General features: G+C 70.9%; 22 protein-coding genes. 9 read left to right on the top strand and 13 right to left on the bottom strand.

Translation table 11 applies throughout. The annotated features are described in order from the left end of the window. Positions 1–21: 21 nt before the first annotated feature. Positions 22–528, bottom strand: coding sequence for a PE family protein (locus AC5Y4S_RS02590; protein ID WP_500029492.1), 507 nt, complete (start codon positions 526–528; stop codon positions 22–24). A 268-nt stretch (positions 529–796) separates the two neighbouring features. On the opposite strand from AC5Y4S_RS02590, the gene AC5Y4S_RS02585 reads away from it, so the two are divergent. Together AC5Y4S_RS02585 and AC5Y4S_RS02580 are read left to right on the top strand one after the other, a co-directional pair. Further along, positions 797–1,657, top strand: a complete 861-nt coding sequence (locus tag AC5Y4S_RS02585; protein WP_500029491.1) for a cyclodehydratase — start codon at positions 797–799, stop codon at positions 1,655–1,657. 62 nt (positions 1,658–1,719) lie between these two features. Then, a complete protein-coding gene (locus AC5Y4S_RS02580) occupies positions 1,720–3,063 on the top strand; it encodes a macrolide-binding ATPase MABP-1 (RefSeq protein ID WP_500029490.1) in 1,344 nt (447 codons plus the stop codon). 75 nt (positions 3,064–3,138) lie between these two features. Here the strand turns inward: AC5Y4S_RS02580 and AC5Y4S_RS02575 are convergent, their stop codons facing one another. From AC5Y4S_RS02575 to AC5Y4S_RS02565, 3 genes are all read right to left on the bottom strand, one after another. Then, positions 3,139–3,405 carry a WhiB family transcriptional regulator gene (locus AC5Y4S_RS02575; protein ID WP_500029489.1) on the bottom strand — a complete coding sequence of 89 codons (267 nt, stop codon included), beginning with the start codon at positions 3,403–3,405 and terminating at the stop codon, positions 3,139–3,141. A 137-nt stretch (positions 3,406–3,542) separates the two neighbouring features. Beyond that, entirely contained in the window at positions 3,543–3,704 is a 162-nt protein-coding gene (locus AC5Y4S_RS02570; protein WP_500029488.1) for a hypothetical protein, read from the bottom strand. A 102-nt stretch (positions 3,705–3,806) separates the two neighbouring features. After that, positions 3,807–5,918: an ATP-dependent DNA helicase UvrD2 gene (locus AC5Y4S_RS02565; protein ID WP_500029487.1), complete on the bottom strand. Its 2,112-nt coding sequence runs from the start codon at positions 5,916–5,918 to the stop codon at positions 3,807–3,809. A 160-nt stretch (positions 5,919–6,078) separates the two neighbouring features. On the opposite strand from AC5Y4S_RS02565, the gene mrx1 reads away from it, so the two are divergent. Beyond that, entirely contained in the window at positions 6,079–6,324 is a 246-nt protein-coding gene (gene mrx1, locus AC5Y4S_RS02560) for a mycoredoxin Mrx1 (RefSeq protein ID WP_068126539.1), read from the top strand. 7 nt (positions 6,325–6,331) lie between these two features. On the opposite strand, the gene nudC is transcribed toward mrx1, so the two are convergent. The 4 genes from nudC to AC5Y4S_RS02540 are packed head-to-tail and all read right to left on the bottom strand — an operon-like array spanning position 6,332 to position 14,756. Next, the gene (gene nudC / locus AC5Y4S_RS02555) at positions 6,332–7,255 is read right to left on the bottom strand and encodes an NAD(+) diphosphatase (RefSeq protein ID WP_500029486.1); all 924 of its coding nucleotides are present in this window, start codon (positions 7,253–7,255) and stop codon (positions 6,332–6,334) included. A gap of 6 nt (positions 7,256–7,261) precedes the next feature. Beyond that, positions 7,262–8,332 carry a potassium channel family protein gene (locus AC5Y4S_RS02550; RefSeq protein ID WP_500029485.1) on the bottom strand — a complete coding sequence of 357 codons (1,071 nt, stop codon included), beginning with the start codon at positions 8,330–8,332 and terminating at the stop codon, positions 7,262–7,264. 5 nt (positions 8,333–8,337) lie between these two features. Then, entirely contained in the window at positions 8,338–11,634 is a 3,297-nt protein-coding gene (locus AC5Y4S_RS02545; protein ID WP_500029484.1) for an ATP-dependent helicase, read from the bottom strand. After that, on the bottom strand, positions 11,631–14,756 hold the full coding sequence (locus AC5Y4S_RS02540; RefSeq protein WP_500029483.1) for an ATP-dependent helicase: 3,126 nt from the start codon (positions 14,754–14,756) through the stop codon (positions 11,631–11,633). The genes AC5Y4S_RS02545 and AC5Y4S_RS02540 overlap by 4 nt, the downstream gene beginning before the upstream one ends. 76 nt (positions 14,757–14,832) lie before the next feature. Here AC5Y4S_RS02540 and AC5Y4S_RS02535 point away from each other — a divergent pair, with 76 nt between their 5' ends. From AC5Y4S_RS02535 to AC5Y4S_RS02525, 3 genes are read left to right on the top strand one after another with little or no spacing between them, the layout of a single operon-like run. Next, complete coding sequence (locus AC5Y4S_RS02535; protein ID WP_085183613.1) at positions 14,833–15,030, top strand: Rv3202a family protein; 198 nt, start codon at positions 14,833–14,835, stop codon at positions 15,028–15,030. Continuing rightward, positions 15,027–15,824 carry an alpha/beta fold hydrolase gene (locus tag AC5Y4S_RS02530; protein WP_500029482.1) on the top strand — a complete coding sequence of 266 codons (798 nt, stop codon included), beginning with the start codon at positions 15,027–15,029 and terminating at the stop codon, positions 15,822–15,824. Before AC5Y4S_RS02535 ends, AC5Y4S_RS02530 begins: the two co-directional genes overlap by 4 nt. 2 nt (positions 15,825–15,826) lie before the next feature. Continuing rightward, the gene (locus AC5Y4S_RS02525; protein ID WP_500029481.1) at positions 15,827–16,135 is read left to right on the top strand and encodes an MGMT family protein; all 309 of its coding nucleotides are present in this window, start codon (positions 15,827–15,829) and stop codon (positions 16,133–16,135) included. A 141-nt stretch (positions 16,136–16,276) separates the two neighbouring features. Here the strand turns inward: AC5Y4S_RS02525 and AC5Y4S_RS02520 are convergent, their stop codons facing one another. From AC5Y4S_RS02520 to AC5Y4S_RS02510, 3 genes are all read right to left on the bottom strand, one after another. After that, positions 16,277–17,131: a TIGR02569 family protein gene (locus tag AC5Y4S_RS02520; RefSeq protein WP_068112877.1), complete on the bottom strand. Its 855-nt coding sequence runs from the start codon at positions 17,129–17,131 to the stop codon at positions 16,277–16,279. A 36-nt stretch (positions 17,132–17,167) separates the two neighbouring features. After that, the gene (gene moeZ / locus AC5Y4S_RS02515) at positions 17,168–18,364 is read right to left on the bottom strand and encodes an adenylyltransferase/sulfurtransferase MoeZ (protein ID WP_500029480.1); all 1,197 of its coding nucleotides are present in this window, start codon (positions 18,362–18,364) and stop codon (positions 17,168–17,170) included. 169 nt (positions 18,365–18,533) lie between these two features. After that, positions 18,534–19,559 carry a DUF3152 domain-containing protein gene (locus tag AC5Y4S_RS02510; protein WP_500029479.1) on the bottom strand — a complete coding sequence of 342 codons (1,026 nt, stop codon included), beginning with the start codon at positions 19,557–19,559 and terminating at the stop codon, positions 18,534–18,536. Between the two features lie 172 nt (positions 19,560–19,731). Between AC5Y4S_RS02510 and fasR the strand changes: the two genes are divergently transcribed. Continuing rightward, positions 19,732–20,418 carry an HTH-type transcriptional activator FasR gene (gene fasR, locus AC5Y4S_RS02505; RefSeq protein WP_500029478.1) on the top strand — a complete coding sequence of 229 codons (687 nt, stop codon included), beginning with the start codon at positions 19,732–19,734 and terminating at the stop codon, positions 20,416–20,418. Here fasR and AC5Y4S_RS02500 read toward each other — a convergent pair. Next, positions 20,405–20,677: a DUF3107 domain-containing protein gene (locus AC5Y4S_RS02500; protein WP_068112228.1), complete on the bottom strand. Its 273-nt coding sequence runs from the start codon at positions 20,675–20,677 to the stop codon at positions 20,405–20,407. The two genes, fasR and AC5Y4S_RS02500, sit on opposite strands and share 14 nt — an antisense overlap. A gap of 201 nt (positions 20,678–20,878) precedes the next feature. On the opposite strand from AC5Y4S_RS02500, the gene AC5Y4S_RS02495 reads away from it, so the two are divergent. After that, entirely contained in the window at positions 20,879–21,592 is a 714-nt protein-coding gene (locus AC5Y4S_RS02495) for an MmpS family transport accessory protein (RefSeq protein ID WP_500032068.1), read from the top strand. Position 21,593: 1 nt separating this feature from the next. Here the strand turns inward: AC5Y4S_RS02495 and AC5Y4S_RS02490 are convergent, their stop codons facing one another. Continuing rightward, positions 21,594–22,313 carry a ferritin-like fold-containing protein gene (locus tag AC5Y4S_RS02490; protein WP_500029477.1) on the bottom strand — a complete coding sequence of 240 codons (720 nt, stop codon included), beginning with the start codon at positions 22,311–22,313 and terminating at the stop codon, positions 21,594–21,596. A gap of 248 nt (positions 22,314–22,561) precedes the next feature. Between AC5Y4S_RS02490 and AC5Y4S_RS02485 the strand changes: the two genes are divergently transcribed. Beyond that, a complete protein-coding gene (locus AC5Y4S_RS02485) occupies positions 22,562–24,079 on the top strand; it encodes a DEAD/DEAH box helicase (protein WP_500029476.1) in 1,518 nt (505 codons plus the stop codon). Position 24,080 lies beyond the last annotated feature (1 nt).

The following is a 24,080-nucleotide window of genomic DNA, read 5'->3' as shown; positions in this document are numbered from 1 at the left end:
AGTGTCTCGAAAGCCGTCTCGTTAGATACCGAACGCTGCTAATAGCGGGGCGAATTGCTGGCTGAGTTGTAAAAGAATTATCAGACTAACGATCGCTGCTAGCCAAAAGGCAACAAATAGAACGAAAGGTGGCCCCACAAAACCCAAGAACAGGAAGGTCGCGAGGACCTGCGGGTCGGCGGCGACCGCGCTGACCAACCCGCTCGCCTCCGCAGGCAATTCCTGCAAGTTCTGCAGAAACGAGGCGAGGGCGGCCTCGATGTCGGTGTACGAGAACGCACCGGCAGTCAGGTGCTGCACGAACTGGTCGTTGAACGCCGCTGCCTGACCGGCCAGCGCCTGATAGTTCGCGGCGTGGTGAGCGAACACCTTGGCGATCGCACCGGACACCTCATCGGCCGCCGCCGGCACTATCGCCGTGGTCGGCGCCGCCGCCACCTTGTGCGCGGCCTCGACGTCCAGGCCGATATTGGCCAGATTCGCCGCCGCCGTGTGCAGCGCCTCCGGGGTGACCATTACCTGCGACATCGGCCCACCTTCTAGCTAGCCCCTGGAGTTCACGAGCCCCGGCGGTCCTCCCGCCCGTCAGAACAGGAATGTCTAGCGTATTTCGGTGCTGCGGCGCGGCATTAAGTAACCGAATACTGCACTTTCCCGCCTTGGCGCGGCGTCCTCCACCGCCAGAACAGAAAAATTGAAGGCCGTCTCGGGTTGTCGTTAAATGCCTTTCGCCCAGAGGCGGCGCTGTGGATAACTGAGCGCGGCGCTGGGCGCCTGGCTGGCACAGTCTGGATCCATGACCCAGGCCGCCACGGTTTCGCTGTATGCGCTGGACCCGGGGATGCCGGTGCTGCTGCGGCCCGACGGCGCCGTGCAGGTCGGCTGGGATCCGCGCCGCGCCGTGCTGGTCCATCCGCCGTGCGGACTGGCCGCGGCCGAGCTGGCCACGCTGCTGCGGTCCATGCGGTCGCCGATTCCGCTATCCGAGCTGCGGCGCCAGGCCGTCGACCGCGGATTGCAGGACGGTGACGGCCTGACCCACCTCGTCGCGCAACTGGTCGGGGCGGGCGTCGCGACCGAGTGCCGGCGGTCCCGGGGCCGGTCGGCATCGATCCGCGTCCACGGGCGCGGGCCCTTGTCCGAGCTGATCGTGGAATCGCTGCGCTGCTCGGGGGCCCGCGTCGCGCACAGCAGCCAGCCCCACGCCGCCGTGTCCCCCGGCGACGTCGACCTCGTCGTGCTGTCGGACTACCTGATCGCCGACCCGCGCATGGTGCGCGACCTGCACGCCCGCGGCGTTCCGCACCTTCCCGTTCGCGTCCGCGACGGAACCGGTCTGGTGGGCCCGCTGGTCATCCCCGGCGTGACCAGCTGCCTGGGATGTGCCGACCTGCACCGCAGCGACCGCGACGCCGCCTGGCCGGCGATCGCCGCCCAGCTGCGCGACACCGTCGGCGTGGCCGACCGGGCCACCCTGCTCGCGACCGCGGCCCTGGCGCTCAGCCAGGTGAACCGGGTGATCGCGGCGGTCCGCGGCCAGGAGGCGGTGCCCGACCCCGCGCCGCCGCCAGCGCTCAACGCAACGTTGGAGTTCGACCTGGGCGCCGGCTCGATCGTCGCGCGCCAGTGGACCAAGCACCCGCTGTGCTCGTGCTAGCCGAGCCGCCCCGTGCAAAGACAACCTATGGTCCGGATCACGGGCCCCACGCGCCGAGCGTCGTGGATGATGGAGACGTGGCAGACATCAAACGCGGCCGCGCTGCGCGCAACGCGAAGCTGGCCAGCATTCCCGTCGGCTTCGCCGGCCGGGCGGCCCTGGGCTTCGGCAAGCGGCTCACGGGCAAGTCCAAGGACGAAGTCCAGGCCGAGATGCTCGAGAAGGCCGCCAACCAGTTGTTCACCGTGCTGGGTGAACTCAAGGGCGGGGCGATGAAGGTCGGCCAGGCCCTGTCGGTGATGGAGGCCGCCATCCCGGAGGAGTACGGCGAGCCCTACCGCGAGGCGCTGACCAAGCTGCAGAAGGACGCCCCGCCGCTGCCCGCCGCCAAGGTGCACCGGGTGCTGGACGCCCAACTCGGCACCAAGTGGCGGGACCGATTCAGCTCGTTCGACGACACCCCCATCGCCTCGGCCAGCATCGGCCAGGTGCACAAGGCGGTGTGGTCCGACGGCCGGGAGGTCGCCGTCAAGATCCAGTACCCGGGCGCCGACGAGGCCCTGCGCGCCGACCTGAAGACCATGCAGCGGATGGTCGGCGTCGTCAAACAGCTCTCGCCCGGCGCCGACGTCCAGGGCGTGGTCGACGAGCTGATCGAGCGCACCGAGATGGAGCTCGACTACCGGCTGGAGGCCGACAACCAGCGCAAATTCGCCAAGGCGTACCACGACAGCCCCCACTTCCTGGTGCCGCACGTCGTGGCCAGCGCGCCGAAGGTGGTGGTCCAGGAGTGGATCGAAGGGATCCACATGGCGGAGATCATCCGCGACGGGACCCGCGAGCAGCGCGACCTGATCGGCACCCGCCTGCTCGAGCTCACCTTCGACGCGCCGCGCCGGCTGGGCATGCTGCACGGCGACGCGCATCCCGGAAATTTCATGCTGATGCCCGACGGCCGGATGGGCGTCATCGACTTCGGCGCGGTCGCGCCCCTGCCGGGCGGCTATCCCGTCGAGCTCGGGATGACGATCCGGTTGGCGCGCGACAAGAACTACGACCTGCTGTTGCCGACCATGGAGAAGGTCGGCTTCATCCAGAAGGGCCAGCAGGTGTCGGTCCGCGACATCGACGAAATGCTGCGCCAGTACGTCGAGCCCATCCAGGTCGACGTCTTCCACTACACCCGCAAGTGGCTGCAGAAGATGACCCTGGTCCAGATGGACCGGTCGGTTTCTCAGATCCGGACGGCCCGGCAAATGGACCTGCCGCCCAAGCTGGCGATACCGATGCGCGTCATCGCGTCCGTCGCCGCGATCCTCTGCCAGCTGGACGCGCACGTGCCGATCAAGGCGCTCTCGGAGGAACTGATCCCCGGCTTCGCCGAGCCCGACACCGCCGTCGTCTAACTCCACGAGGGTGCAACTACCGACGCCTCTCTCGAGAAACGCGTCGCCAGTTGCACTTTCGCGGCTTAGGTTTCCCTAGGCGGCGACATCTTTGCGCGGGCGCCCGCGCGGTCGTTTGCGGCTGACGATCGACCCCCGCTCGAAAATCTCGCCGCCCCACACGCCCCAGGGCTCGGCTCGCTCCAGCGCCGCCGTCAGGCACTGGCGCCGGACCGGGCAGCCCGCGCACAGCGTCTTCGCGCGTTCGAGGTCGGCCGGGGCCTCGGCGAACCACAGGTCGGGATCGGCGACGTGACAAGGCAATTCCGGCAACCTCGGTCTTGGGACTGACAGTGCCGACATGTCCTGTTCACCTGCTTCCTGGTCGGGGTGGCTATCCTTCGCGGTGATCCGGACCAGGTTGGGAGGCTTCCCAAATAACTGTGGCCACGGATCCTGTTGACTTCGGGTCCGTGGCCATCTGGGCAAAACCGGGCTAGTTAGGTATAGCCCCGATTCACGGACGCGTCGGTCGCGGCGGCGACACGGTGCTTCACCGCGGCCGCCGACACGGCGGCATGGGCGGCGTGGGAGGTGGACTTGGACCGGCCTTCAGCGAGCACCGAGGCGGCCGCGCATACACCGAACGCGTTGGTAATCATCGGGGCGGGCCTCCTCTCAGCTGGCAGCGGTCTGCGGCTTCGAGGGTAAATGGTAGCGGACACCGCCCACAACCGATTTTCTGACCTGCGGATTCGGCGCCCTCAGCGGGACTGCCAGACCAGCTCGAGCACGTCGGGCCCGTACTGTTCGAGCTTTCGCGCGCCGATGCCCGGGATCGAGATCAGCGCCGTCTCGTCGTCGGGAAGCAGCTCGGCGATCGCGATCAGGGTGTTGTCGGAAAAGACGATGTACGGCGGCATCTTCTGTTCGGTGGCGATGTTCAGCCGCCACGCCTTGAGCTTGAGCAACAAGTCCTCGTTGACGTCGCCGGCGCACGTCGTGCAGCGCCGCAGCATGATGGCCGCCGGGGTGGTCAGGTCGTTGTTGCAGATCCGGCAGCGCGTCGCCGTCCCCCGATTGCGCCGGGACTTTGCCGGCGCGGCGTCCGCGCGCGTCTGCGGCGCAATGCCGTTGAGGAACCGCGACGGCTTGCGGCTCTGCCGCCCGCCGGGGCTGCGGGCAAGCGCCCAGCTGAGCGCCAAATGTATTCGCGCCCTGGTGATTCCGACGTAGAGCAGCCGACGCTCCTCCTCGACGGCCTCACTTTCGGGGCCGTGCGCCAGCGCGTGCGAGATCGGCAGCGTGCCGTCGGCCAGCCCGACCAGGAACACCGCGTCCCATTCGAGCCCCTTCGCGGCGTGCAGCGAGGCCAGCGTGACGCCCTGGACCACCGGCGGGTGGCGGGAGTCGGCGCGCATCCGCAGCTCGGCCAGCAGCCCGGGCAGATCGAGCTGCGGGCGCTGCGCCACCTCGTCGTCGACCAGCTCGGCCAACCCCGCCAGCGCCTCCCAGCGATCCCGGGCCCGGGCGCCGGTCGGTTCCTCGGCCGTCAGGCCCAGCGGCTCGAGGACCGCGCGGACGACCTCGGGCAAGGGGGCTGCCGGATCTGCGTCGCCCCGGCCGGCCGCGCGCTGCAGCGCTAACAGCGCCTGCTTGATCTCCTGACGGTTGAAAAACCCCTCGCCGCCGCGGATCTGGTAGGTGATGCCGGCCTCGGTCAGGGCCTCCTCGTACACCTCGGATTGCGCATTGACCCGGTAGAGAACCGCGATCTCCGATGGCGCCGTGCCGGATTCGATCAGTCGGGCGATCGACTTGGCGACCGCGGCGGCCTCGGCGGTTTCGTCGGGGTGCTCGTGAAACGACGGCGCCGGGCCGGGCGCGCGCTGGCCGGACAGCTGCAGCTTGCTGCCGGCGACGCGGCCCCGCGCGGCGGCGATCACCTGATTGGCCAGCGACACCACCTGCGGCGTGGACCGGTAGTCGCGTTCCAGGCGCACCACGGTGGCGTCCGGGAACCGCCGCGAGAAGTCGAGCAGGAACCGCGGCGTGGCCCCGGTGAACGAGTAGATGGTCTGGTTGGCGTCACCGACGACGGTCAGGTCGTCGCGGTCGCCCAGCCAGGCCGCGAGCACGCGCTGCTGCAGCGGCGTGACGTCCTGGTACTCGTCGACGACGAAGCAGCGGTAGCGCCCCCGGAACTCGTCGGCGACGGCCGCGTCGTTCTCGATGGCGGCGGCCGTGTGCAGCAGCAGGTCGTCGAAGTCCAGCAGCGTCACCGATTCGTCGCGGACCTTGAGCGCCTCGTAGGCGTCGTAGACGGCGGCGATCTGCTTGGCGTCCATCGGGACGTCCCGGCCGGCGTCGGCCACGGCGGGCGCGTACTCCTCGGGGCCGATCAGCGATGCCTTGGCCCACTCGATCTCCCCGGCGAGGTCGCGGACGTCGTCGGTGCTGACGTTCATCCGGCAGCGGCTGGCCGCGCGCGCGACGACGGCGAACTTGCTGTCGAGCAGCTGCCAGCCGGTGTCGCCGACGACGCGCGGCCAGAAGTACCGCAGCTGGCGGTGCGCGGCGGCGTGGAAGGTCAGGGCCTGCACGGCGCCGACCCCGGGACCCGCGTGCCCGGCGTTGGCGAGCGTGCGCAACCGGGAGCGCATCTCCCCTGCCGCACGCTGGGTGAACGTGACCGCCAGGACCTGGCCGGCCGCGACGTGACCGCCCGCGACGAGCTGGGCGATGCGGTGGGTGATGGTGCGGGTCTTGCCCGTTCCGGCGCCCGCGAGCACGCAGACCGGTCCGCGGGGCGCCAGCACCGCTTCGCGCTGCTCGTCGTCCAGCTCGGCGGTCAGTGCGTCGGCGACCATCGGCATGGCGTCCATCTTGTCAGCGATGGCCGACAAACCGGGTGCGGCGCCACGTGTGAATCGGGTCGCTTCGGAATTCGTGGCCCGCTCCGCTTACCCCGATTGCCCAACTCCTCAGCATCCCGCTGCGCGGAATCCATCGTCGTCGCGCTACGTTGAATGGATCATGTCCTCGCTGACCATGTACACGACCTCCTGGTGTGGCTTCTGCCACCGGCTCAAGACGGTGCTGCGCTCCGACGGCATCTCCTACGACGAGGTCGACATCGAGCGAGACCCCGCCGCGGCGGAGTTCGTCAGCTCGGTCAACGGCGGCAACCGGACGGTCCCGACGGTGAAGTTCGCCGACGGGTCCACGCTGACCAATCCGAGCGCGGCCCAGATCAAAGCGAAGCTGGCCGAAGTCGGCTAAACGCAGCTCAGTCGAGCACGGCCCAGGATTCGATGATCACTCGGGCGATCGAGATCGAGCCGGGCAGCAGGAGTTCGGAGTCTGAGGCGCTGCTCCAATCGCCGACAGCAAGCGCCGCGCGCACCTCGTCGCGGGTGAACCATCGCGCCTCGGCGATCTCGCCGTCGTTGAAGGAGAACTCCTCGCTCGGGTCGGCCACGGCATGGAAGCCGACCATCAGCGAGCGCGGGAACGGCCACGGCTGGCTCCCCAGGTAGCGCACGTCGCGCACAGTCAGCCCGATTTCCTCACGGATCTCCCGGGCGACGCACACCTCGAAGGACTCGCCGGCCTCGACGAACCCGGCGAGCAACGAGAACATCCGCTCGGGCCACACCGCCTGGCGGGCCAGCACCGCCCGGTCGCCGCCGTCGTGGACGAGGCAGATCACCGCCGGGTCGATGCGCGGGAACTCCTCGTGGCCGGTGACCGGGTTGACCCGCGCCCAGCCGCCCCGCGCCGGGCGCGTCGGTGAGCCGTCCACCGCGCTGAATCGCGCGCTGTCATGCCAATTGAGCAGCGCGATGGCCGACGACACCAGTTGGCTGCTGGTGTCGTCGAAGATCGGGCCGAGGCTGCGCAAGTTCAGCACCTCGGTCTGGACGTCGGGGTCTTCGGGCGCCTGCAGTGCGCCGCGGACGGCCCAGACATGCCGACCGCCGTCGATGCGGCCCAGGAACACCGCTTCGGGCGGCGGCTTGTCGCCCAGCGCGGCCGCGGCGCCGAGCACCACCCGGCCGTCGGCGACCAACACCTGGTTGCGCGAATCCACCCGCAGCAGCGCCGCGTCCGCCCACCCCGCCGTCGCGGCGTCGACGTCGGTGCGCAGCTGGTCGGCGCGGTCGGCGCCGACGCGCGACAGCAGCGGGACGCTCTGCAGCTGGAAGTCCACGATCGCCTAGTGCCCCGCGTGCCGGATGTAGAGCAGCCGGTCGGTGGCCTCGATCGCGTCCACCTCGGGGGCGCCGATGCGCAGCAGGTGGCCGTCGCGCACCACGCCGAGCACGATGTCGCGCAAATGCCTTGGCGAGCCACCGATTTCGGTCTGCTCGACCTCGCGTTCGGCGATGGCCAACCCCGCGTCGGGGGTCAGCAGGTCCTCGATCATCTCCACCACGCTGGGCGTGCTGGTGGCAAGGCCGAGCAACCGGCCGGCGGTTTCCGAGGAGACCACCACCGAGTCGGCGCCCGATTGCTGCAACAGGTGCTGGTTCTCGGCCTCGCGGATGGACGCCACGATCTTGGCCTTCGGCGCGATCTCCCGCGCCGTGAGCGTCACCAGCACGGCGGTGTCGTCGCGGCTGGTGGCGACGACGATCGAGGCCGCATGCTGCGCGCCGGCCAGCCGCAGCACGTCGGACCGGGTGGCGTCGCCGCGGACGGTGACCAGCCCGGCCGCCGCGGCGTGCTCGAGGGCGGACGGGTCCATGTCGACGACGACGACCTCGCCCTGCGAGGCCTCGTCGCCGAGGATCGCGCCGACCGCCGTCTTGCCCTTGGTGCCGTACCCGATCACGATCGTGTGGTTGCGCACTTTGCTCCTCCAACGCTGAATCTTCCACGCCTGCCGGGACCGCTCCGAGAGCACCTCGAGCGTGGTGCCGACCAGCACCGCCAGGAACGCGATCCGCAGCGGCGTGAAGACCACCGTGTTGACCAGGCGCGCGGTTTCCGAGTAGGCGGTGATGTCGCCGTAACCGGTGGTCGACAGCGACACCGCCGAGAAGTACAGGCAGTCCAGGAACGTCAGGGGCCCGCCCCGCACGTCGCGGTAACCGCCGCGATCCAGGTATACGACGACGGTGGCGGCCAACAACACCAGCAGCGCGATCGCGACCCGGCGGGTGATGACGCGAGTGGGGCTCGCGGGGTCTTCGGGGATGCGCAGCACGCCGACCAACTGGTGACCGGGCTGGGCGGTCAGGGTTTCGTCCAGGCCGCTGAGTTTGCGCGCCCTACCGTTGCCCACGAGTCCTATGTAACCACGCTGGCGAGCCTCCCATCGGGCGGACGGTCGCCGAGCAACGCGGCCAACTCGTCGGGATCCGGCAGTTCCCCGGGCGTCACGGTGGCGCCGGTGCGCACGTAGTAGAACGCGGTGCGCACCGACGACTCCGGGAGTTGCGACAACGCGGCCCAGGCCAAGCGGTAGACGGCGAGCTGGACCGCGGCCTGCCGCATGGCTTCGGGCCCGCGCGGGGGCTCGCCGGTCTTCCAGTCGACGACGGTCGCCCCGCCGTCGGGGTCGGCGAACACGGCGTCGATGCGGCCGCGCACGACCGTCTCGCCGATCGGCATCTCGAACGGCACCTCGACCGCCACCGGCGTGCGCGCCGCCCACCCCGAGTTCGCGAACGCCTCCTGCAGCGCGGCCAATCCCCGGGTGTCGCCGACCTCGGAGTCTGCCGCGCCCGGCAGGTCGCCGAGGTCGAACAGCGAGTCGGCACCGTAGAACCGCTGGACCCAGGCGTGAAAGGCGTTGCCCAGCAAGGCATGCGGGTCCGGGCGGGTGGGCAGCCGGTGCACCAGCCGCTGCGCCGCGGCCACCGGGTCACGCGCCAGGTCCACCAGGCCGCTGACGGAGACCTGGCTGGGCAGGGCGTGCGCGGCCGGGCCGGCCGCCCGCGCCCGCTCGGCCAGCAACGCGTCGACGTCGGCCGCCCACCCGTCGACGTCGGCACCGGTCTCGTCCGGATCGCCCGCCATGGCCCCGGTCACCAGAGCGGCCCCGGCTTCGACGGCGCCGCGCCGCGCGGCCAATGGGTCGGCGGGCCAGACCGCCTCGACGACGTTGTCGCGCATGGGATTTCGTTCACCGTCGGCGGGATCGGGTGCCCAGTGTTCCACCACCCCGCACGGGTCGCCGTCGGCGGCCGAGCGGTCGATGATGTCCTTGAGCTCGCACAGGAACTCCGACGGGCCACGCGGTTTGACCCCGGTGGATCCCCATTGATGGCCGGACACCAGCAGCGTGTCCTCGGCTCGGGTGATCGCCACGTACAGCAGCCGGCGTTCCTCGTCGACGCGCCGCTGCTCGAGTTGGCGACGATGCTCGAATATCTTGTCCGACAGCTGCTTTCGATTCGTGACGGCCGACGTGTCCAGCACCGGGACGCCCAGCGACCCCGCCGCGGCGCGGTCGCCGCGCAGCAGCGGCGGCAGCTCGGCGGCGTCGGTGAGCCAGCTGCTGCGCGACGCGGTCGACGGGAAGATGCCGCCGGACAGGTGCGCGACCGCGACGACCTGCCACTCCAGACCCTTCGCCGAGTGCACCGTGAGGATCTGCACCCGGTCGCGCGCGACCGCCGACGGGGCGGGCGGCAGACCGTTCTCCACGGTCTCGGCGACGTCGAGGTAGGCAAGCAGGCCGGCGACCGATGCCGTCACCGACTGGTCGGTCGCCACCCGTGTTCGCTCGGCGTAGCCGGCGACGACGTCGGCGAAGGCGTCGAGGTGTTCGGTGCCGGTCCAGCCGGCCGAGATCGCCGCGCCGGCGCGGACTTCGCAGTCCACACCCAGCGCGCGGCGCACCTCGGCGACCAGGTCGGGCAGCGAATGGCCGAGGTGGCCGCGCAGCGCGCGCAGTTCGGCGGCCAGCGCGGTGATGCGCCGATAGCCGGTGGCCGAGTACGCGCCGGCCGGGCCGGGATCGCTGATCGCGTCGGCCAGGCAGGCCGTATCGGGCTCGGGGCCGGCCGCCATCGCGATCGACTCGGGCGACGCCGGGTCCGAGCGTTCCCCGGCCAGGGCCAGCGCGCGCCGCCACAGCGCGGCGATGTCGCGACCGCCGAGGCGCCAGCGCGGGCCCGTCAGCACCCGCATCGCCGCCGCGCCGGCCGTCGGGTCGGCCACCAGCCGCAGCATGGCCACCAGGTCGGCGACCTCGGGGATGGACAACAGGCCGGCCAAACCCACCACCTCGACCGGAATTCCGCGCGCGCGAAGCGCGTCGGCGATGGGCGCCGCGTCGGCGTTGCGGCGCACCAGGACCGCGGCCGTCGGCGGGCCGGCGCCGTCGCCCTCGGCCTGCCGGTACCGCTGATGGATCTGGTCGGCGATCCAGTCGCGTTCGGCCACCACGTCGGGCAGCAACGCGCAGCGGACCGTGCCGGGCGGGGCGTCCGGGCGGGGGCGCAGGGCGCGCACGGCGACCGACCGCCGCCGCGCCTCGGCCGAGATGGCGTTGGCCACCCGCAGGGCGCGCGGCGGGTTGCGCCAGCTGGTCCGCAGCTCCAGGACCGGCGCCGGGGTGCCGTCGGAGCGGGGGAAGTCGGTGGAAAACCGCGGCAGGTTGGTCGCCGAGGCGCCGCGCCAGCCGTAGATCGACTGAATCGGGTCACCGACGGCCGTCAGCGCGAGCCCGTCGTCTGGAACATTGGAGCCACCCCCGCCGAACAGCGCCGAGAGCGCGATTCGCTGGGCATGCCCGGTGTCCTGGTACTCATCCAGCAGCACCACCCGGTACCGGTTCCGCAGCTCCTCACCCACCTGCGGGAAGGCCACCGCCAGCCGCGCGGCCGACGCCATCTGCATGCCGAAGTCCATCGCCTTCGCGGCGTGCATCCGCTCGTGCAGCGCGTCGAGCAGCGGCACCAGCTCGGCGCGCTCGGTCTGGGTGGCCAGCAGGCGCAGCAGCCACTGGCTGGGCCCGCGGTCGCGCTGATAGGGGCCGGCCGGCAGCGCGTGGATCAGCCGTTCCAGCTCGACGTGGGTGTCGCGGAGCTGCCCGGTGTCGACGAGGTGCTCGGCCAGCTGTCCCCACAACCGCAGCACCATCGAGGTGACCGCGGCCGGTGTCTTGTCGGTGCGCAGCTCCCCGCGGTACCCGCTGACGACGTCAAAGGCCAGCTGCCACAGCTCGGTCTCGCCGAGCAGCCGGGTGTCCGGCTCGACCGGCAGCAGTAGGCCGTGGTCGCGCAGCAGCGAGCCGGCGAAGGCGTGGTAGGTGCTGACCGTCGGGCTGCCGTCCGGTTCGGGGGTCGCGCCCAGACCGATGCCGGCCAGCCGTGCCAGCCGCGAGCGGACCCGGCGCAACAGCTGACCGGAAGCCTTGCGAGTGAACGTCAACCCGAGCACCTGGCCGGGCGCGGCGTAACCGTTGGCGACCAGCCACACCACCCGCGCCGCCATCGTCTCGGTCTTACCGGCGCCGGCCCCCGCGATGACGACCAGCGGCCCCGGCGGCGCGGCGATGACGGCGGCCTGCTCGTCGGTGGGCGGGAAAAGACCTAGCGCACAAGCCAATTCGGTCGGGGTGTACCGGGGGTTCACGACGCCGCCCCGTCGACGTGGGCGGGGCAGCACCGCCGGATTGGGCAGTGCGCGCAGCCGTCGTTGCGCCGGGCGATGAACTGCGGCCCGGCCGTCGCATCGGCGGCGCGCCGGACCATGTCGCGCCATTCGTCGCGGGCCGCCGCGGTCAGCGGATCCTGCTCGCGCACGGTCGCGCCGCAGGCCCCCGTCTTGGCGACGTAGACCAGCCGCGCGCCGCCCGGCTCTTCGCCCGCATCGATCATGCCCTCGGCGACCGCCAGCTGATACATCGCCAGCTGCGCGTGTTGCTGGGCGTCGTCCTTGCTGACGGGCGACTTGCCGGTCTTGATGTCGACGATCACCAGCCGGCCGGCCGCATCGCGTTCCAGCCGGTCGACCCGCCCGCGCAGCCGGATCTCGCCGCCGTCAGCGCGCGGCTGCGTCAGGGTCCCGTCGAGGCCCACCTCGACGCCGACCTCGGTCAGCTCGCCGCGGGTCTGCGCCCGCCACGCCACGAACGCCTCGACCATCGCGCGGTGGCGGGCCAGCTCGTTGGCCGAATGCCACCGCGCGTCGAACGGCAGGTGCTTCCAGGCCCGGTCCAGCTCGGCGAGCAGTTCCGATTCCGTCTTGGCCGGTTCGGCGATCAGCGCGTGCAGCACCGAGCCGATGGTGGAGCGCAGGTCGCGCGCGTCGGTGCCGCCGTGCCGCTCGGCCAGCCACCGCAGCGGGCAGTCGTTGAGCGTCTGCAGGGTCGACGGCGTCAGCGTGACGGGGTCGTCGGCGGACCGCAACGGTTCGGTGGTGCTGACCGGGATCAGGCCGTGCCAGCCGGCCGGGTCGGCGCCGGGAACGCCGGCTTTGGCCAGCCGCGCCAATTGCGTTGCCGCGCAGCGGCGCACGGCGTCGTCCACGGCTCCGTCGGGCGCGCACACGACGCCACGCAGCCGGCCGACCAGCGCCGCCGCGGACAGCACTCGGGGCGCCGAGACCGGTTGCGCCTCAACGGGATCACCGTCGGACCACTGCGCGATCTCGGAGAAGAACGCCGAGGGCAGCGCGGTGTCCCCGTCCGTCCCGTCCGTGTCGCTGTCCACCGCCGTCACCAGCAGCCGGCGCCGCGCCCGGCCCATGGCGGCCACCAGCAGCCTGCGCTCCTCGGCCAGCAGCGGAGCGCGCACCGAGGCGTCCGCGGTGACGCCGTCGAGCGCATCGAGCAGCCGCTGCGTGTTCAGCACGCCGCCGCGCGGAACGGTGTTGGGCCACAAGCCTTCCTGCAGGCCGGCGATGATCACGAAGTCCCATTCGTGTCCCAGCGCGGCGTGGGCGCTGAGCACGCTGACCTGCTCCGCCTGCGACACCGGCTCGGCGTTGGCGCCGGGCAGCTGCAGCGCGGCGACGTGCTCGACAAGCCCGCGCAGCGACGCGCCGGGCGTGCGGGACACGTACTGGTCGGTGACGTCGAACAGGGCGGTCACGGCCTCGAGGTCCCTTGTGGCCTGGCCGCCGGCGGGGCCGCCGCGCTCGCTGGCCGACAGCCAGCGGCGCTGCAGGCCGGACCGATGCCAGGCGGCCCAGAGGATGTAGCGCGGATCTTGGCCCTCGCCGTGGCAGCGCGCGGCCGCGTCCAGGACGGCACGCACCCGACCCAGCGCGCGGGCGTGCGGCCCGGGCAAGGGCGCGTCGGCCAGCAGGGCCGCGACGAGAAGGTCGCCGAGGTCGTCAGGCGCACGATCGGCGTTGGCGCGCCGCAGGGTTCGGCGCAGTTGCCGCAGCGACACCGGGTCGACGCGGCCGATGGGTCCGGTCAGCAACGCCAGCGCCTGCTCGCCGTTGAGTCCGTCCGCGGTGGCCGCCAGCACCGTGAGCAGCGTGCGCGGGGCGGGCTCGTCCGACAGCGGTCCGCTTGACGCGGGCGCGGCCACCGGGACGCCGGCGGCGGCCAGGGCGCGCGGCAACCGCGCCCCGGCGCGTGGCACCGACCGCACGATGACGGCCATCTGCGACCACGGAATCCCGTCGATCAGGTGGGCACGCCGCAACGCGTCGGCGATCAGGGCCGCCTCCGCATTTGCCGACGCGGCCAGCCGGGCGGTGACGGCTCCCTCTTCGGGCCCGACGCCCTCGATGCACCTGCCCGCGCCGCCGCCGGGCAACCGGCGCGCGATGCCGCTGACGGCGCGTGCGACGGCGGGCGCGCAGCGATGGGATGCCGTGAGCGTCACCGACGGTGAATCGTCGGTCAACAATCCCGACGCCTCGCCGCCCCGGAAGCCGAACACCGCCTGGTTGGGATCACCGGCGACCAGCGTCACCTCGGTGCCGGCGGCCAGCACCCGAACCAGGCGGGCGGCCTGCGGGTCGAGCTGCTGGGCGTCGTCGATCAGCAGGACGCGCACCCGGGCGCGTTCGGCTGCCAGCAATTCCGGGTCGACGGCAAAAGCCTCCAGCGCGGCCCCGACCAATTCGGCGGCGCCGAGCGCCGGCGAGGTCGCCTGCGGCGCCGCCGTCCCGACCGCCGCGCGCAGTAGCATCACCTGCTCGTACTGCCGCGCGAATTGGCCGGCGGCGGTCCATTCGCCACGCCCGCGCAGACGTCCCAGCCGCTCCAATTCCTGCGGGTCGATGCCCCGTTCGGCGCAGCGCGCCAACAGGTTTCGCAGCTCGGTGGCGAAGCCGGCGGTGGCCAGCGCGGGCCGCAGGTGGGACGGCCACGCGCTCGCCGCCCGGGGCCCGTCTTCGAGGTCGCCGGCCAGCAGTTCGCGGATGATGGCGTCCTGTTCGGCGCTGGTGAGCAGCCGCGGGGGCGGATCGCCGGCGCGCTCGGCGGCCCGGCGCAACACCGCGTACGCGTAGCTGTGCACGGTGCGGACCAGCGGCTCGCGCACCGCGGCACGGCCCGCGGCAGTGCGCGATCGCAGCAGCGCCGTCGTCAACGCGCTGCGCGCCCGCGGCCCCATCCGCCCGGAACCGGTAAGCAGCAGAACCGATTCCGGATCGACACCCGCGCCGATCTGGGCGATGGCGGCGTCGACCAACAGGCTGCTCTTGCCGGTGCCGGGCCCGCCCAGGACACGCACCCGTCCGCGCAGGCCGGGCGCCAGCACGGCGCGGGCCTCGTCGTCCCAGGTGTATGACATGGCTGCATGCAATCACGAGGGTCTGACAGCTTCCGGGATACTGGACCCGAGAAGCCGAAACGCGAGGAGGGGATGGATGAGCAACGGTCCCGATGACGTGGTGCCGGAGGCGGACGCGGCCGAACAACGCCTGGCCCTCGACCCGGAGGAGGAGGCCGGCCTGGACACGGCCTACCTCGACGCCGCCGCAGATCGCGATGCCAACGAGGCGGACGTCATCGAGCAGGCGTATATCGTCCCGGTCGACGACGACTGGGACGACTCCGCCGGGTGACCGCCGACCTGCACGTGCACCGTTACGGCCCGGGTGGTCCGGTGCGAATGCTTGCCCTGCACGGGCTGACCGGTTACGGCGGGCGCTGGCAACATCTGGCCGGCTACCTGCCCGAAATCGCGATCGCCGCACCGGATTTGCTCGGCCACGGTCGATCGTCGTGGGCGGCGCCGTGGACCATCGACGCCAACGTCTCGGCGCTTGCAGCGCTGCTCGACGACGCGGCCGCCTCTAAAGGAGGGGCGCCGGTGCTGGTGGTCGGGCACTCGTTCGGCGGGGCGCTGGCGCTGCAATTGGCCGCGGCTCACCCGGACCGGGTGGCGGCGCTGCTGCTGCTCGACCCGGCCGTCGGGCTGGACGGCGGCTGGATGCGCGACATCGCCGAGGCGATGTTCTCCTCCCCCGACTACCGCGGCGTCAGGGAGGCCCGCATGGAGAAGTCCGTCGGTTCCTGGTCGGACGTGGACCCCGCCTGGCTCGACACCGAGATCGACGAGCACCTGATCGAGCTGCCCAACGGGCGTTACGGCTGGCGCGTCAGCATGCCGGCCATGATGTCGTACTGGAGCGAGCTGGCCCGGGGGGCCGCGCTGCCGCGGGCCGGGACGGCGACGACGCTCGTGCGGGCCAAGCAGACGTCGCCGCCGTACGTCAGCGACGAGTTGATCGCGGGACTGCACGGGCGGCTGGGATCCGATTTTCGGCTGCTGGATTTCGACTGCGATCACATGGTGTCGCATTCCCGGCCCACCGAGGTCGCGGCGTTGATCCGCGAGCTGCTGGAAGACCACTGACCGTGGCGCCGGTGACCGACGAGCAGGTCGAGCGGGTGCGCGCGCTGGTCGCGGCGATCCCCTCCGGGCGGGTGGCCACCTACGGCGACATCGCCTCTGTCGCAGGGCTTTCCAGCCCCCGTATCGTCGGGTGGGTGATGCGGACCGACTCCTCGGACCTGCCCTGGCACCGGGTGATCACCGCGTCCGGGCGCCCCGCACGGCACCTGACCACCCGGCAGCTGGAGCTGCTGCGCGCCGAGGGTGTGCTGGCCGTCGACGGCAGGATCGCGCTGGACGAGGTCCGATACGATTTCCCGCGCGGGAGTTAGGCCGCCGCGCCGGGCACTTCTCGCTGAAGTCCAGTGTGCAATCACGGCTCTGAATGTGGGTCCACGGTGCAGATTTCGCGGATCTACCGCCCCCCAGACACACTCAAAGCCCTGGGTTCACACTCAAGCGAGTGACTAAGGCTAGAGCACCAGCCGGACCAGGGCCGCCGTGCGGGCCAGGCCCGGGAACGCCTCGGCCGTCGACCGCGGGTGCAGCGCATGCACCGCCAAGCGAAACATCAAGGCCCGCAACAACATCTGCGGCCACTCGGGCAGCGCGTTCCAGCGTTCGATGAGCCCGTCGTCGGCCTCGCCCCAGGACAGCGCGTCGACTACGACGACGCCCGCCGCCCACGACGCGGGCCGCCAGTAAGGGGTGATGTCGGTGATGCCCGGCGCCGCGGTTCCAATGAAAAGCACTGTGCCGTAAAGGTCTCCGTGGACCAGCTGGTTGGGGCTCTTGGTCGGCTTGCGCAGCGTGGCGAGCTGGTTGATCAGCTCGACCGACTTCTCGGCGTCCGATGACGGCGGTGCCGTGCGCGCGCCCGGCGGCACCGACGCCAGCGGCCGTTCTTCCCACGCGGCCCGGTCGGCGGCGATGAAGACGTCGACGTCTCCCCACGGCGCGGTCGGGCCCTGGGTCAGGAAGCGGGGGCGTTCCAGCTTGCCGGTCGCCTCGTGCAGGCGCACCGCGGCCGAGACGACCTCGTCATGCCGCGGTTCGGGCGTCCCCGCGACGAAGGTGTCGGCCCGCCACCCGGACACCACGTAGCGCCCGTCGGTGGAGCGAACCGGCCGGGCCAGCCGGACGCCGTCGACGAACAACGTCTCGCGCACCCGGGCCGACCAGGCCGCGCGGGCGTGGTCGGCGACGATCGACAGCACGACCTCGCCGCACCGCCAGCCGCCTTCCCAGCTCGCCCCCAGCGGGATGGGCTTCACGCCGGTCAAACCAAACGCCGCCAGCACATGCTCCGGCGGTGGCTCGACTGTCACACCGGTAGCGTAATGGAGCCGATCGGCGGTATCGGGTCAGTACATCACCATGTCGGGCTGCATCTGTTCGGCCCACGCCACGATGCCGCCCTGCAAATGCACCGCGTCCGAGAATCCGGCTTTCTTCACCGCGGCCAGCGCCTCGGCCGAGCGCACGCCGGTCTTGCAGTACAGCACCGCCTTGCGGTCGTGAGGCAGCCGCGCCAGGCCCTCACCGGAGCTGATCAGCGACTTCGGGATCAGCTGGGCGCCGTCGATGTGGTTGATGTCCCACTCCACCGGCTCGCGAACGTCGATCAGGGCCAGCTTCTCGCCGGAGTCCAGCAACGCGCGCAACTCTTGCGGGGTGATGGCCGATCCGCCGGCGGTGACGTCCGCGGGCGCCCCGCCGCAGAACTCCTCGTAGTCGGCGAGCCCGGTGATCGCGGGCGCCGTCGGGTCCTTGCGGATCTTGATGGTGCGGTAGGACATTTCGAGCGCGTCGTAGATCATCAGCCGGCCCAGCAGCGACTCGCCGATCCCGGTGATCAGCTTGATCGCCTCGGTGCCCATCACCGACGCGATGGACGCGCAGATGATGCCCAGCACCCCGCCCTCGGCGCAGGACGGGACCAGCCCGGGCGGCGGTGGCTCCGGATAGAGGTCGCGGTAGTTCAGGCCGCGCTTATTGCCGCCCTCATCGGCCGGCGCGTCCTCCCAGAACACCGACACCTGGCCCTCGAAGCGATAGATCGACCCCCAGACGTAGGGCTTGCCGGCCAGCACCGCCGCGTCGTTGACCAGATACCGGGTGGCGAAGTTGTCGGCGCCGTCCAGGATCAGGTCGTATTGGCGGAACAGGTCGACCGCGTTGGACGCGTCCAGCCGGAACTCGTGCAACCGCACGTCGACCAACGGGTTGATCGCGGCGATCGAGTCGCGCGCCGACTGAGCCTTGGACCGCCCGACGTCGGCGACGCCGTGGATGATCTGGCGCTGCAGGTTGGACTCGTCCACGACGTCGAAGTCGACGATGCCGATGGTGCCCACGCCCGCCGCGGCCAGGTAGAGCAACGCGGGGGCGCCGAGCCCGCCGGCGCCGATCACCAGCACCCGGGCGTTCTTCAGCCGCTTCTGACCGTCGACGCCCAGGTCGGGAATGATCAGGTGGCGGCTGTAGCGGGCCACCTCGTCGCGGCTCAGCTGGGCTGCGGGCTCGACCAGCGGCGGCAGTGACGTCTCGGATGTCGACACCGGACAACTCCTCGGTAGCTTCTCTTTTCCATCACAGCAGCTGGCCCAAGCAACGGCAAACAACCACGGTCGCTTCCCCGGGCGGGGCGCCGAGACTGCGTACAGATCGCGGTTTGCCGGCCAATTCACGCTCTGAGCGCAGTCTCGGCGACGTCGGCCGAGGCCCGACTCAGGCGATCGGATACGGCCAGGGGTTGAACCGGCAGGTCTTCCCGTCGGCCTTGACGAAATCGGGGTCGAACTTGGCGGCGTCGTCGTTCGACGTGGAGAACGTCTGCTGCATCATCACCGGCGCCAGGCCGCCCTGCTGCTCGCAGGGCTCGTGACGCACGTAGCCGATGGCGTGGCCGACCTCGTGGTTGATCACGTACTGCCGATACGAGCCGACGTCGCCCTCGAAGGGCACGGCGCCGCGCACCCACCGGGCCTCGTTGATGAAGACCCGCGCCTGCCGGTCGGGCCCGTAAACCGGGTTGTAGCAGGAGGTCTCCAGCCGGAATTCGTAGCCGCACCCGCCGCGCACTGTGACCGGGGACACCAGCGAGATCCGGAAGTCGGGCTTGCCGTTATCGATCCGGACGAAGGCGAACTGCGGGTTGTGCGTCCAGCCCTTGGGATTGGACAGCGTCTGGTCGACCATCTCGGCGAAGGCCTCGTCGCCGCCGAACATCGTTGGGTCGATGCCGTTTTCGACCTCGACGGTGTACTTAAACACCTTCGCGGTGCCCTGGCCCACCTGGGGCATCGTGCCGGGCACGACGTGCCAGGTCTTGTCGCCCGCCTCGGTGAACGGCCCGCCGTCCGGCAGCGTCCCGGCGGGCAGGTTGGCGTCGAAGGCGGCGAGCCCGCGGGGTGGCGCGTCGATGATCGACGTGCCCACCGCGCCGATGTCCGGTGTGCCCTGGATGGATTGCGCGGCCGTCGGTTTCGGCGCGCTGGTGCCGGTGACGGTCTGGTAGATCACCAGCCCGGTGAGCACCGTCAAAATGGGCAACGCGTACGCCCGCCAGCCGTAGGTGGAGACGAACCGACCCAGCCAGGTTTGCTTACGCCATTGGCGCGGCCGCTCGCGGTCGGCGCGGGCCCGTCCGACCCCCGGACCGATCGGGTCACGAAGCGCGCGAAGTGGTTCTCGCCACTCGTCGCGCACCATGGGAACCCGACCGGTGCCGCGCACAGGCCGCTGGGACGTCATTGCCCCAGGATTGCACAGCTGGCACGGTCACCGCCCTTGGCGCGCCCGAATGCGGCGCGCGACACCGTCTCTGCCAGCGGCGACGGCGGCGATGGCAATCGCGAACGGAGCACGGGTAGTAATGTCTTTGCGACGAGCCGCGAGCGGCGGCGACAAACCAGATGAGGACTCGATGAGCGATCTCGCCAAGCCGGCGGCGCGACGCGCCGTCCAACCGGCCGACCGTAGCCGGCCGGGCGATGGCGTCGTGGCCGCCAACCGGCGGGGCAACCGCTTGCCGCGCGACGAGCGGCGGGGCCAACTGCTGATCGTCGCCAGCGACGTCTTCGTCAACCGCGGCTATCACGCGGCCGGCATGGACGAAATCGCGGATCGGGCCGGTGTCAGCAAACCGGTTCTGTACCAACACTTTTCGAGCAAACTTGAGCTGTACCTGGCGGTGCTGCACCGGCATGTCGACAACCTGGTCTCCGGTGTGCAGCAGGCCCTGAGCACCACCACCGACAACCGGCGGCGGTTGCACGCGGCCGTGCAGGCGTTCTTCGACTTCATCGAGCACGACAGCCAGGGCTACCGGCTGATCTTCGAGAACGACTACGTCACCGAGCCCGAGGTCGCCGCGCAGGTGCGGGTCGCCACGGAATCCTGCACCGACGCCGTGTTCGATCTGATCAGCGCCGATTCGGGCCTCGACCCCCACCGCGCCCGGATGATCGCGGTGGGGCTGGTCGGCATCAGCGTCGACTGCGCCCGGTACTGGCTGGACTCCGACCGCCCGATCTCCAAGGCCGACGCCGTCGACGGCACGGTGCAGTTCGCCTGGGGCGGGCTGTCACACGTGCCGCTTACTCGCCCTTAGCGCCCTTTCCCGCGTGCTTGCCGGCCGTCTCGGCCCCGATCCCGAACCCGACCCGGCGGGCGTCCGCGACACCGATTTCGACGTAGGCGATCTTGGAGCTCTGAATCAGGAAGCGTCGGCCCCGCTCGTCGTTCAGGCTGAGCAGGCCCGAGCTGTCGCGCAGCGCGCCCGCCACGAGCTCTTCGACTTCGGCTTGCGTCTGCGTACTGGACAGGACCAGCTCCCGCGGACTGTCCGTGATACCAATCTTGACCTCCACGGTGGCCCCTTCCGTTCGTATCAATGGCGTTGAAGTCGTCAGACGTGTCAGCAGCAGGCTAGTGGACGCGCCTTCACCGCATGTCTCCCCGGCCCCCCGGTTCGCGGTAAGCGAACCGCGGCCCGACCGAAGATAACGATTCGCTCCCAGCTCGGCCAACATGGCGTTCGCCGCCCGGTCGCTCATAGTCACATCGGTAACATCGGCACCATCAGAAACATGCTCACCGATCGTCTCGGCCCCGTTTACGACTACCCCGACGACGACTACGACGGAGCCGACACCGAGGACCTGGGCGGCTACGACGACCTCGCCTGGCCGGCCGACACCCGCTGGCGCCCCGCCGCCGCGATCCTGGGCGCGGTGGTGGCCCTCGCGGCCGTCGCGACCGCCGTCATCATCAACAGCGGCGACAGCGCGTCGACGAAGGCGACCGTCGGGGCGCCGCCGCCCCGGACTTTGACCTCCGCGCCGCCCGCGCCCCGGCCCCCAGTCGCCCAGCCCAGTCCGTCGGCGACGCCGTTGCCGCCCGAGACGGTGACCACGCTGGCCCCACCGCCGAGCGCGTCCACCACCACGCTGCCGACGCCGACCCCGACCGCGGCACCGCCCCCGACGGGTGCGCCGCCGCCGGTCGCGCTGAACCCGCGCACCGTCATCTACAGCGTCACCGGCACGAAGCAGCTGTTGGACCTGGTCAACGTGGTGTACACCGACGCCCGGGGCTACCCGCAGACGGAGTTCAATGTGTCGCTGCCCTGGTCGAAGGTGGTCGTTTTGAACCCGGGTGTGACGACGGAGTCGGTGGTCGCGACCAGCTTCATGGGCCGGCTCAATTGCGTGATCGTGAACGCCGCCGGCCAGCCAGTGGTGGCGTCGGCCAATAACGGCGTGGTGGCGACCTGCACCCGCTAGATCAGCTCAGGCCGAGTTCGCGCATCCGCCGGTCGTGCGTCTGCTGCAGGCGGTCGAAGAACGCGCTGAGCTGACCCAGGCCGCCGGGGCCGGACACCACCAGGTCGACGAGCTCGTCGTGCTCGGCCAGCACGTACTGGGCCTGGGTGATCGCCTCCCCGAAGAGCCGGCGGGACCACAGCGCCAGCCGACTGCGCTGCTTGCCGCTGGCCGTCACCGCGGCCCGCACCTCGGCGACGACGAACTGCGAGTGCCCGGTTTCCGACAGCGCCGCCCGCACCACGTCGGCGATCTCGTCGGGCAGCCCGTCGGCGATCTCCAGGTACAGGTCGGCGGCCAGCGCGTCGCCCACGTAGGTCTTCACCAGCGCTTCCAGCCACGTGCTGGGCATGGTCAACCGGTGGTAGTTCTCCAGCGCCGAGACGTACTTCGCCATCGCCGACACCACGTCGACCCCGCGGCGTTCCAACGCGTCGCGCAGCAGCTCGTAGTGCTGCATCTCGGCGGCGGCCATGCTCGCCATCGAGATCCGTCCCCGCAGGTCGGGGGCCATCCGCGCCTCGTCGGTGAGCCGGTAGAACGCGGCGACCTCGCCGTAGGCAAGGACCGCGAACAACTCGTTGACGCCAGGGTGATCCGCCGACAGCCGGGAGGCGGGCGGACCGTCCACCTGATCGGCTTCCAGGTCGGCTCCGGAGGGCCCGGAAAGGGGCGGGGTCATGGCAACACTCTAGTCGGCGGGATTAGCAGGAAATGGGCGCCAGCTTTCGACCAGCTATCATGGATGCAGGTATTGGCTGAATTTTTATCGCCGCCAGTATCTGCGAAATGTGCGTGCACAGCTGGCCCAGGATCTTCGGGCCGCGACTCGGCGACGTATTCGTAGTCGGAACTCGTGCGCGCGTGACCGCGACAGAGAAACACCGACACAACAGGCGAATAGCGTCACCGAAAGGCTTTCATCCGCGTATGACCGCACCCACCAGCACAACTGAACTCACCTTTGCCAAACTCGGCGTCCGCGACGAAATCGTCCGCGCACTGTCGGAAAAGGGCATCGAGAGCCCGTTTGCCATCCAAGAACTGACCCTGCCGCTGGCCCTCGCCGGCGACGACGTGATCGGCCAGGCCCGCACCGGCATGGGCAAGACCCTCGCGTTCGGCGTGCCGCTGCTGCAGCGCATCACCGCCGGCGTCGGCGTCCGGCCGCTCAACGGCACCCCCCGCGCGCTGGTCGTGGTGCCCACCCGCGAGCTCTGCCTGCAGGTGACCGAGGACCTGGCGGCCGCCGCCAAATACCTGACCGCCGACGACGACCGCCGTCTTTCCGTCGTCTCGATCTATGGCGGGCGGGCCTACGAGCCACAAATCGAGGCGCTGCAGACCGGCGCCGACGTCGTGGTCGGCACCCCCGGCCGGCTGCTCGACCTGGCCCAGCAGGGCCACCTGCAGCTGGGCGGGCTGTCCATGCTGGTGCTCGACGAGGCCGACGAGATGCTCGACCTGGGCTTCCTGCCCGACATCGAGCGCATCCTGCGGCAAATCCCCGAGGACCGGCAATCCATGCTGTTCTCGGCGACCATGCCGGGCCCGATCATCACGCTGGCCCGCACCTTCATGAACCAGCCCACCCACATCCGCGCGGAGGCGCCGCACTCCGCGGCCACGCACGACACCACCGAGCAGTTCGTCTACCGGGCCCACGCGCTGGACAAGGTGGAGCTGGTCAGCCGCGTGCTGCAGGCCGATGGCCGGGGCGCGACGATGATCTTCACCCGCACCAAGCGCACCGCGCAGAAGGTCGCCGACGAGCTGGCCGAGCGGGGCTTCAAGGTCGGCGCCGTCCACGGCGACCTGGGTCAGATCGCCCGCGAGAAGGCGCTCAAGGCGTTCCGCACCGGCGACATCGACGTGCTGGTCGCCACCGACGTGGCCGCGCGCGGCATCGACATCGACGACGTCACCCACGTGATCAACTACCAGATCCCCGAGGACGAGCAGGCCTACGTGCACCGGATCGGCCGCACCGGGCGCGCCGGCAAGACCGGGGTCGCGGTCACCCTGGTGGACTGGGACGAGCTGCCCCGCTGGACGATGATCGACAAGGCCCTGGGCCTGGAGACCCCGGACCCCGCCGAGACCTACTCCAGCTCGCCGCACCTCTACGACGAGCTGGGCATCCCCACCGAGGCGCGCGGCACGGTCGGCTCGCCGCGCAAGTCACCGGTCAAGCGCCGCGAGACCGAACGCGACGGCCGCCAGGGGTCGGAAAAGGCGGAGAAGTCAGGCCGTCCGCGCTCCGGCGCGCGGCGACGGCGCACCCGCGGCGGCCAGCCCGTCACCGCGCACCCCGCCGCCACCAACGGCGAAGACCCCGCGGAGACGACTTCCGGCGCGCCCACCGGGACCTCCGGAAGCAGCCGGCGCCGCCGCCGGCGCCGCAAGCCCGCCGACACCCCAAGCACCGCAGCCGCCGCAGCCAACTGAG

Source organism: Mycobacterium sp. NGS64, from assembly GCF_059812245.1.
Note: the sequence above shows the minus strand (reverse complement) of the source record. Positions and strands in the feature narration are given on the sequence as shown.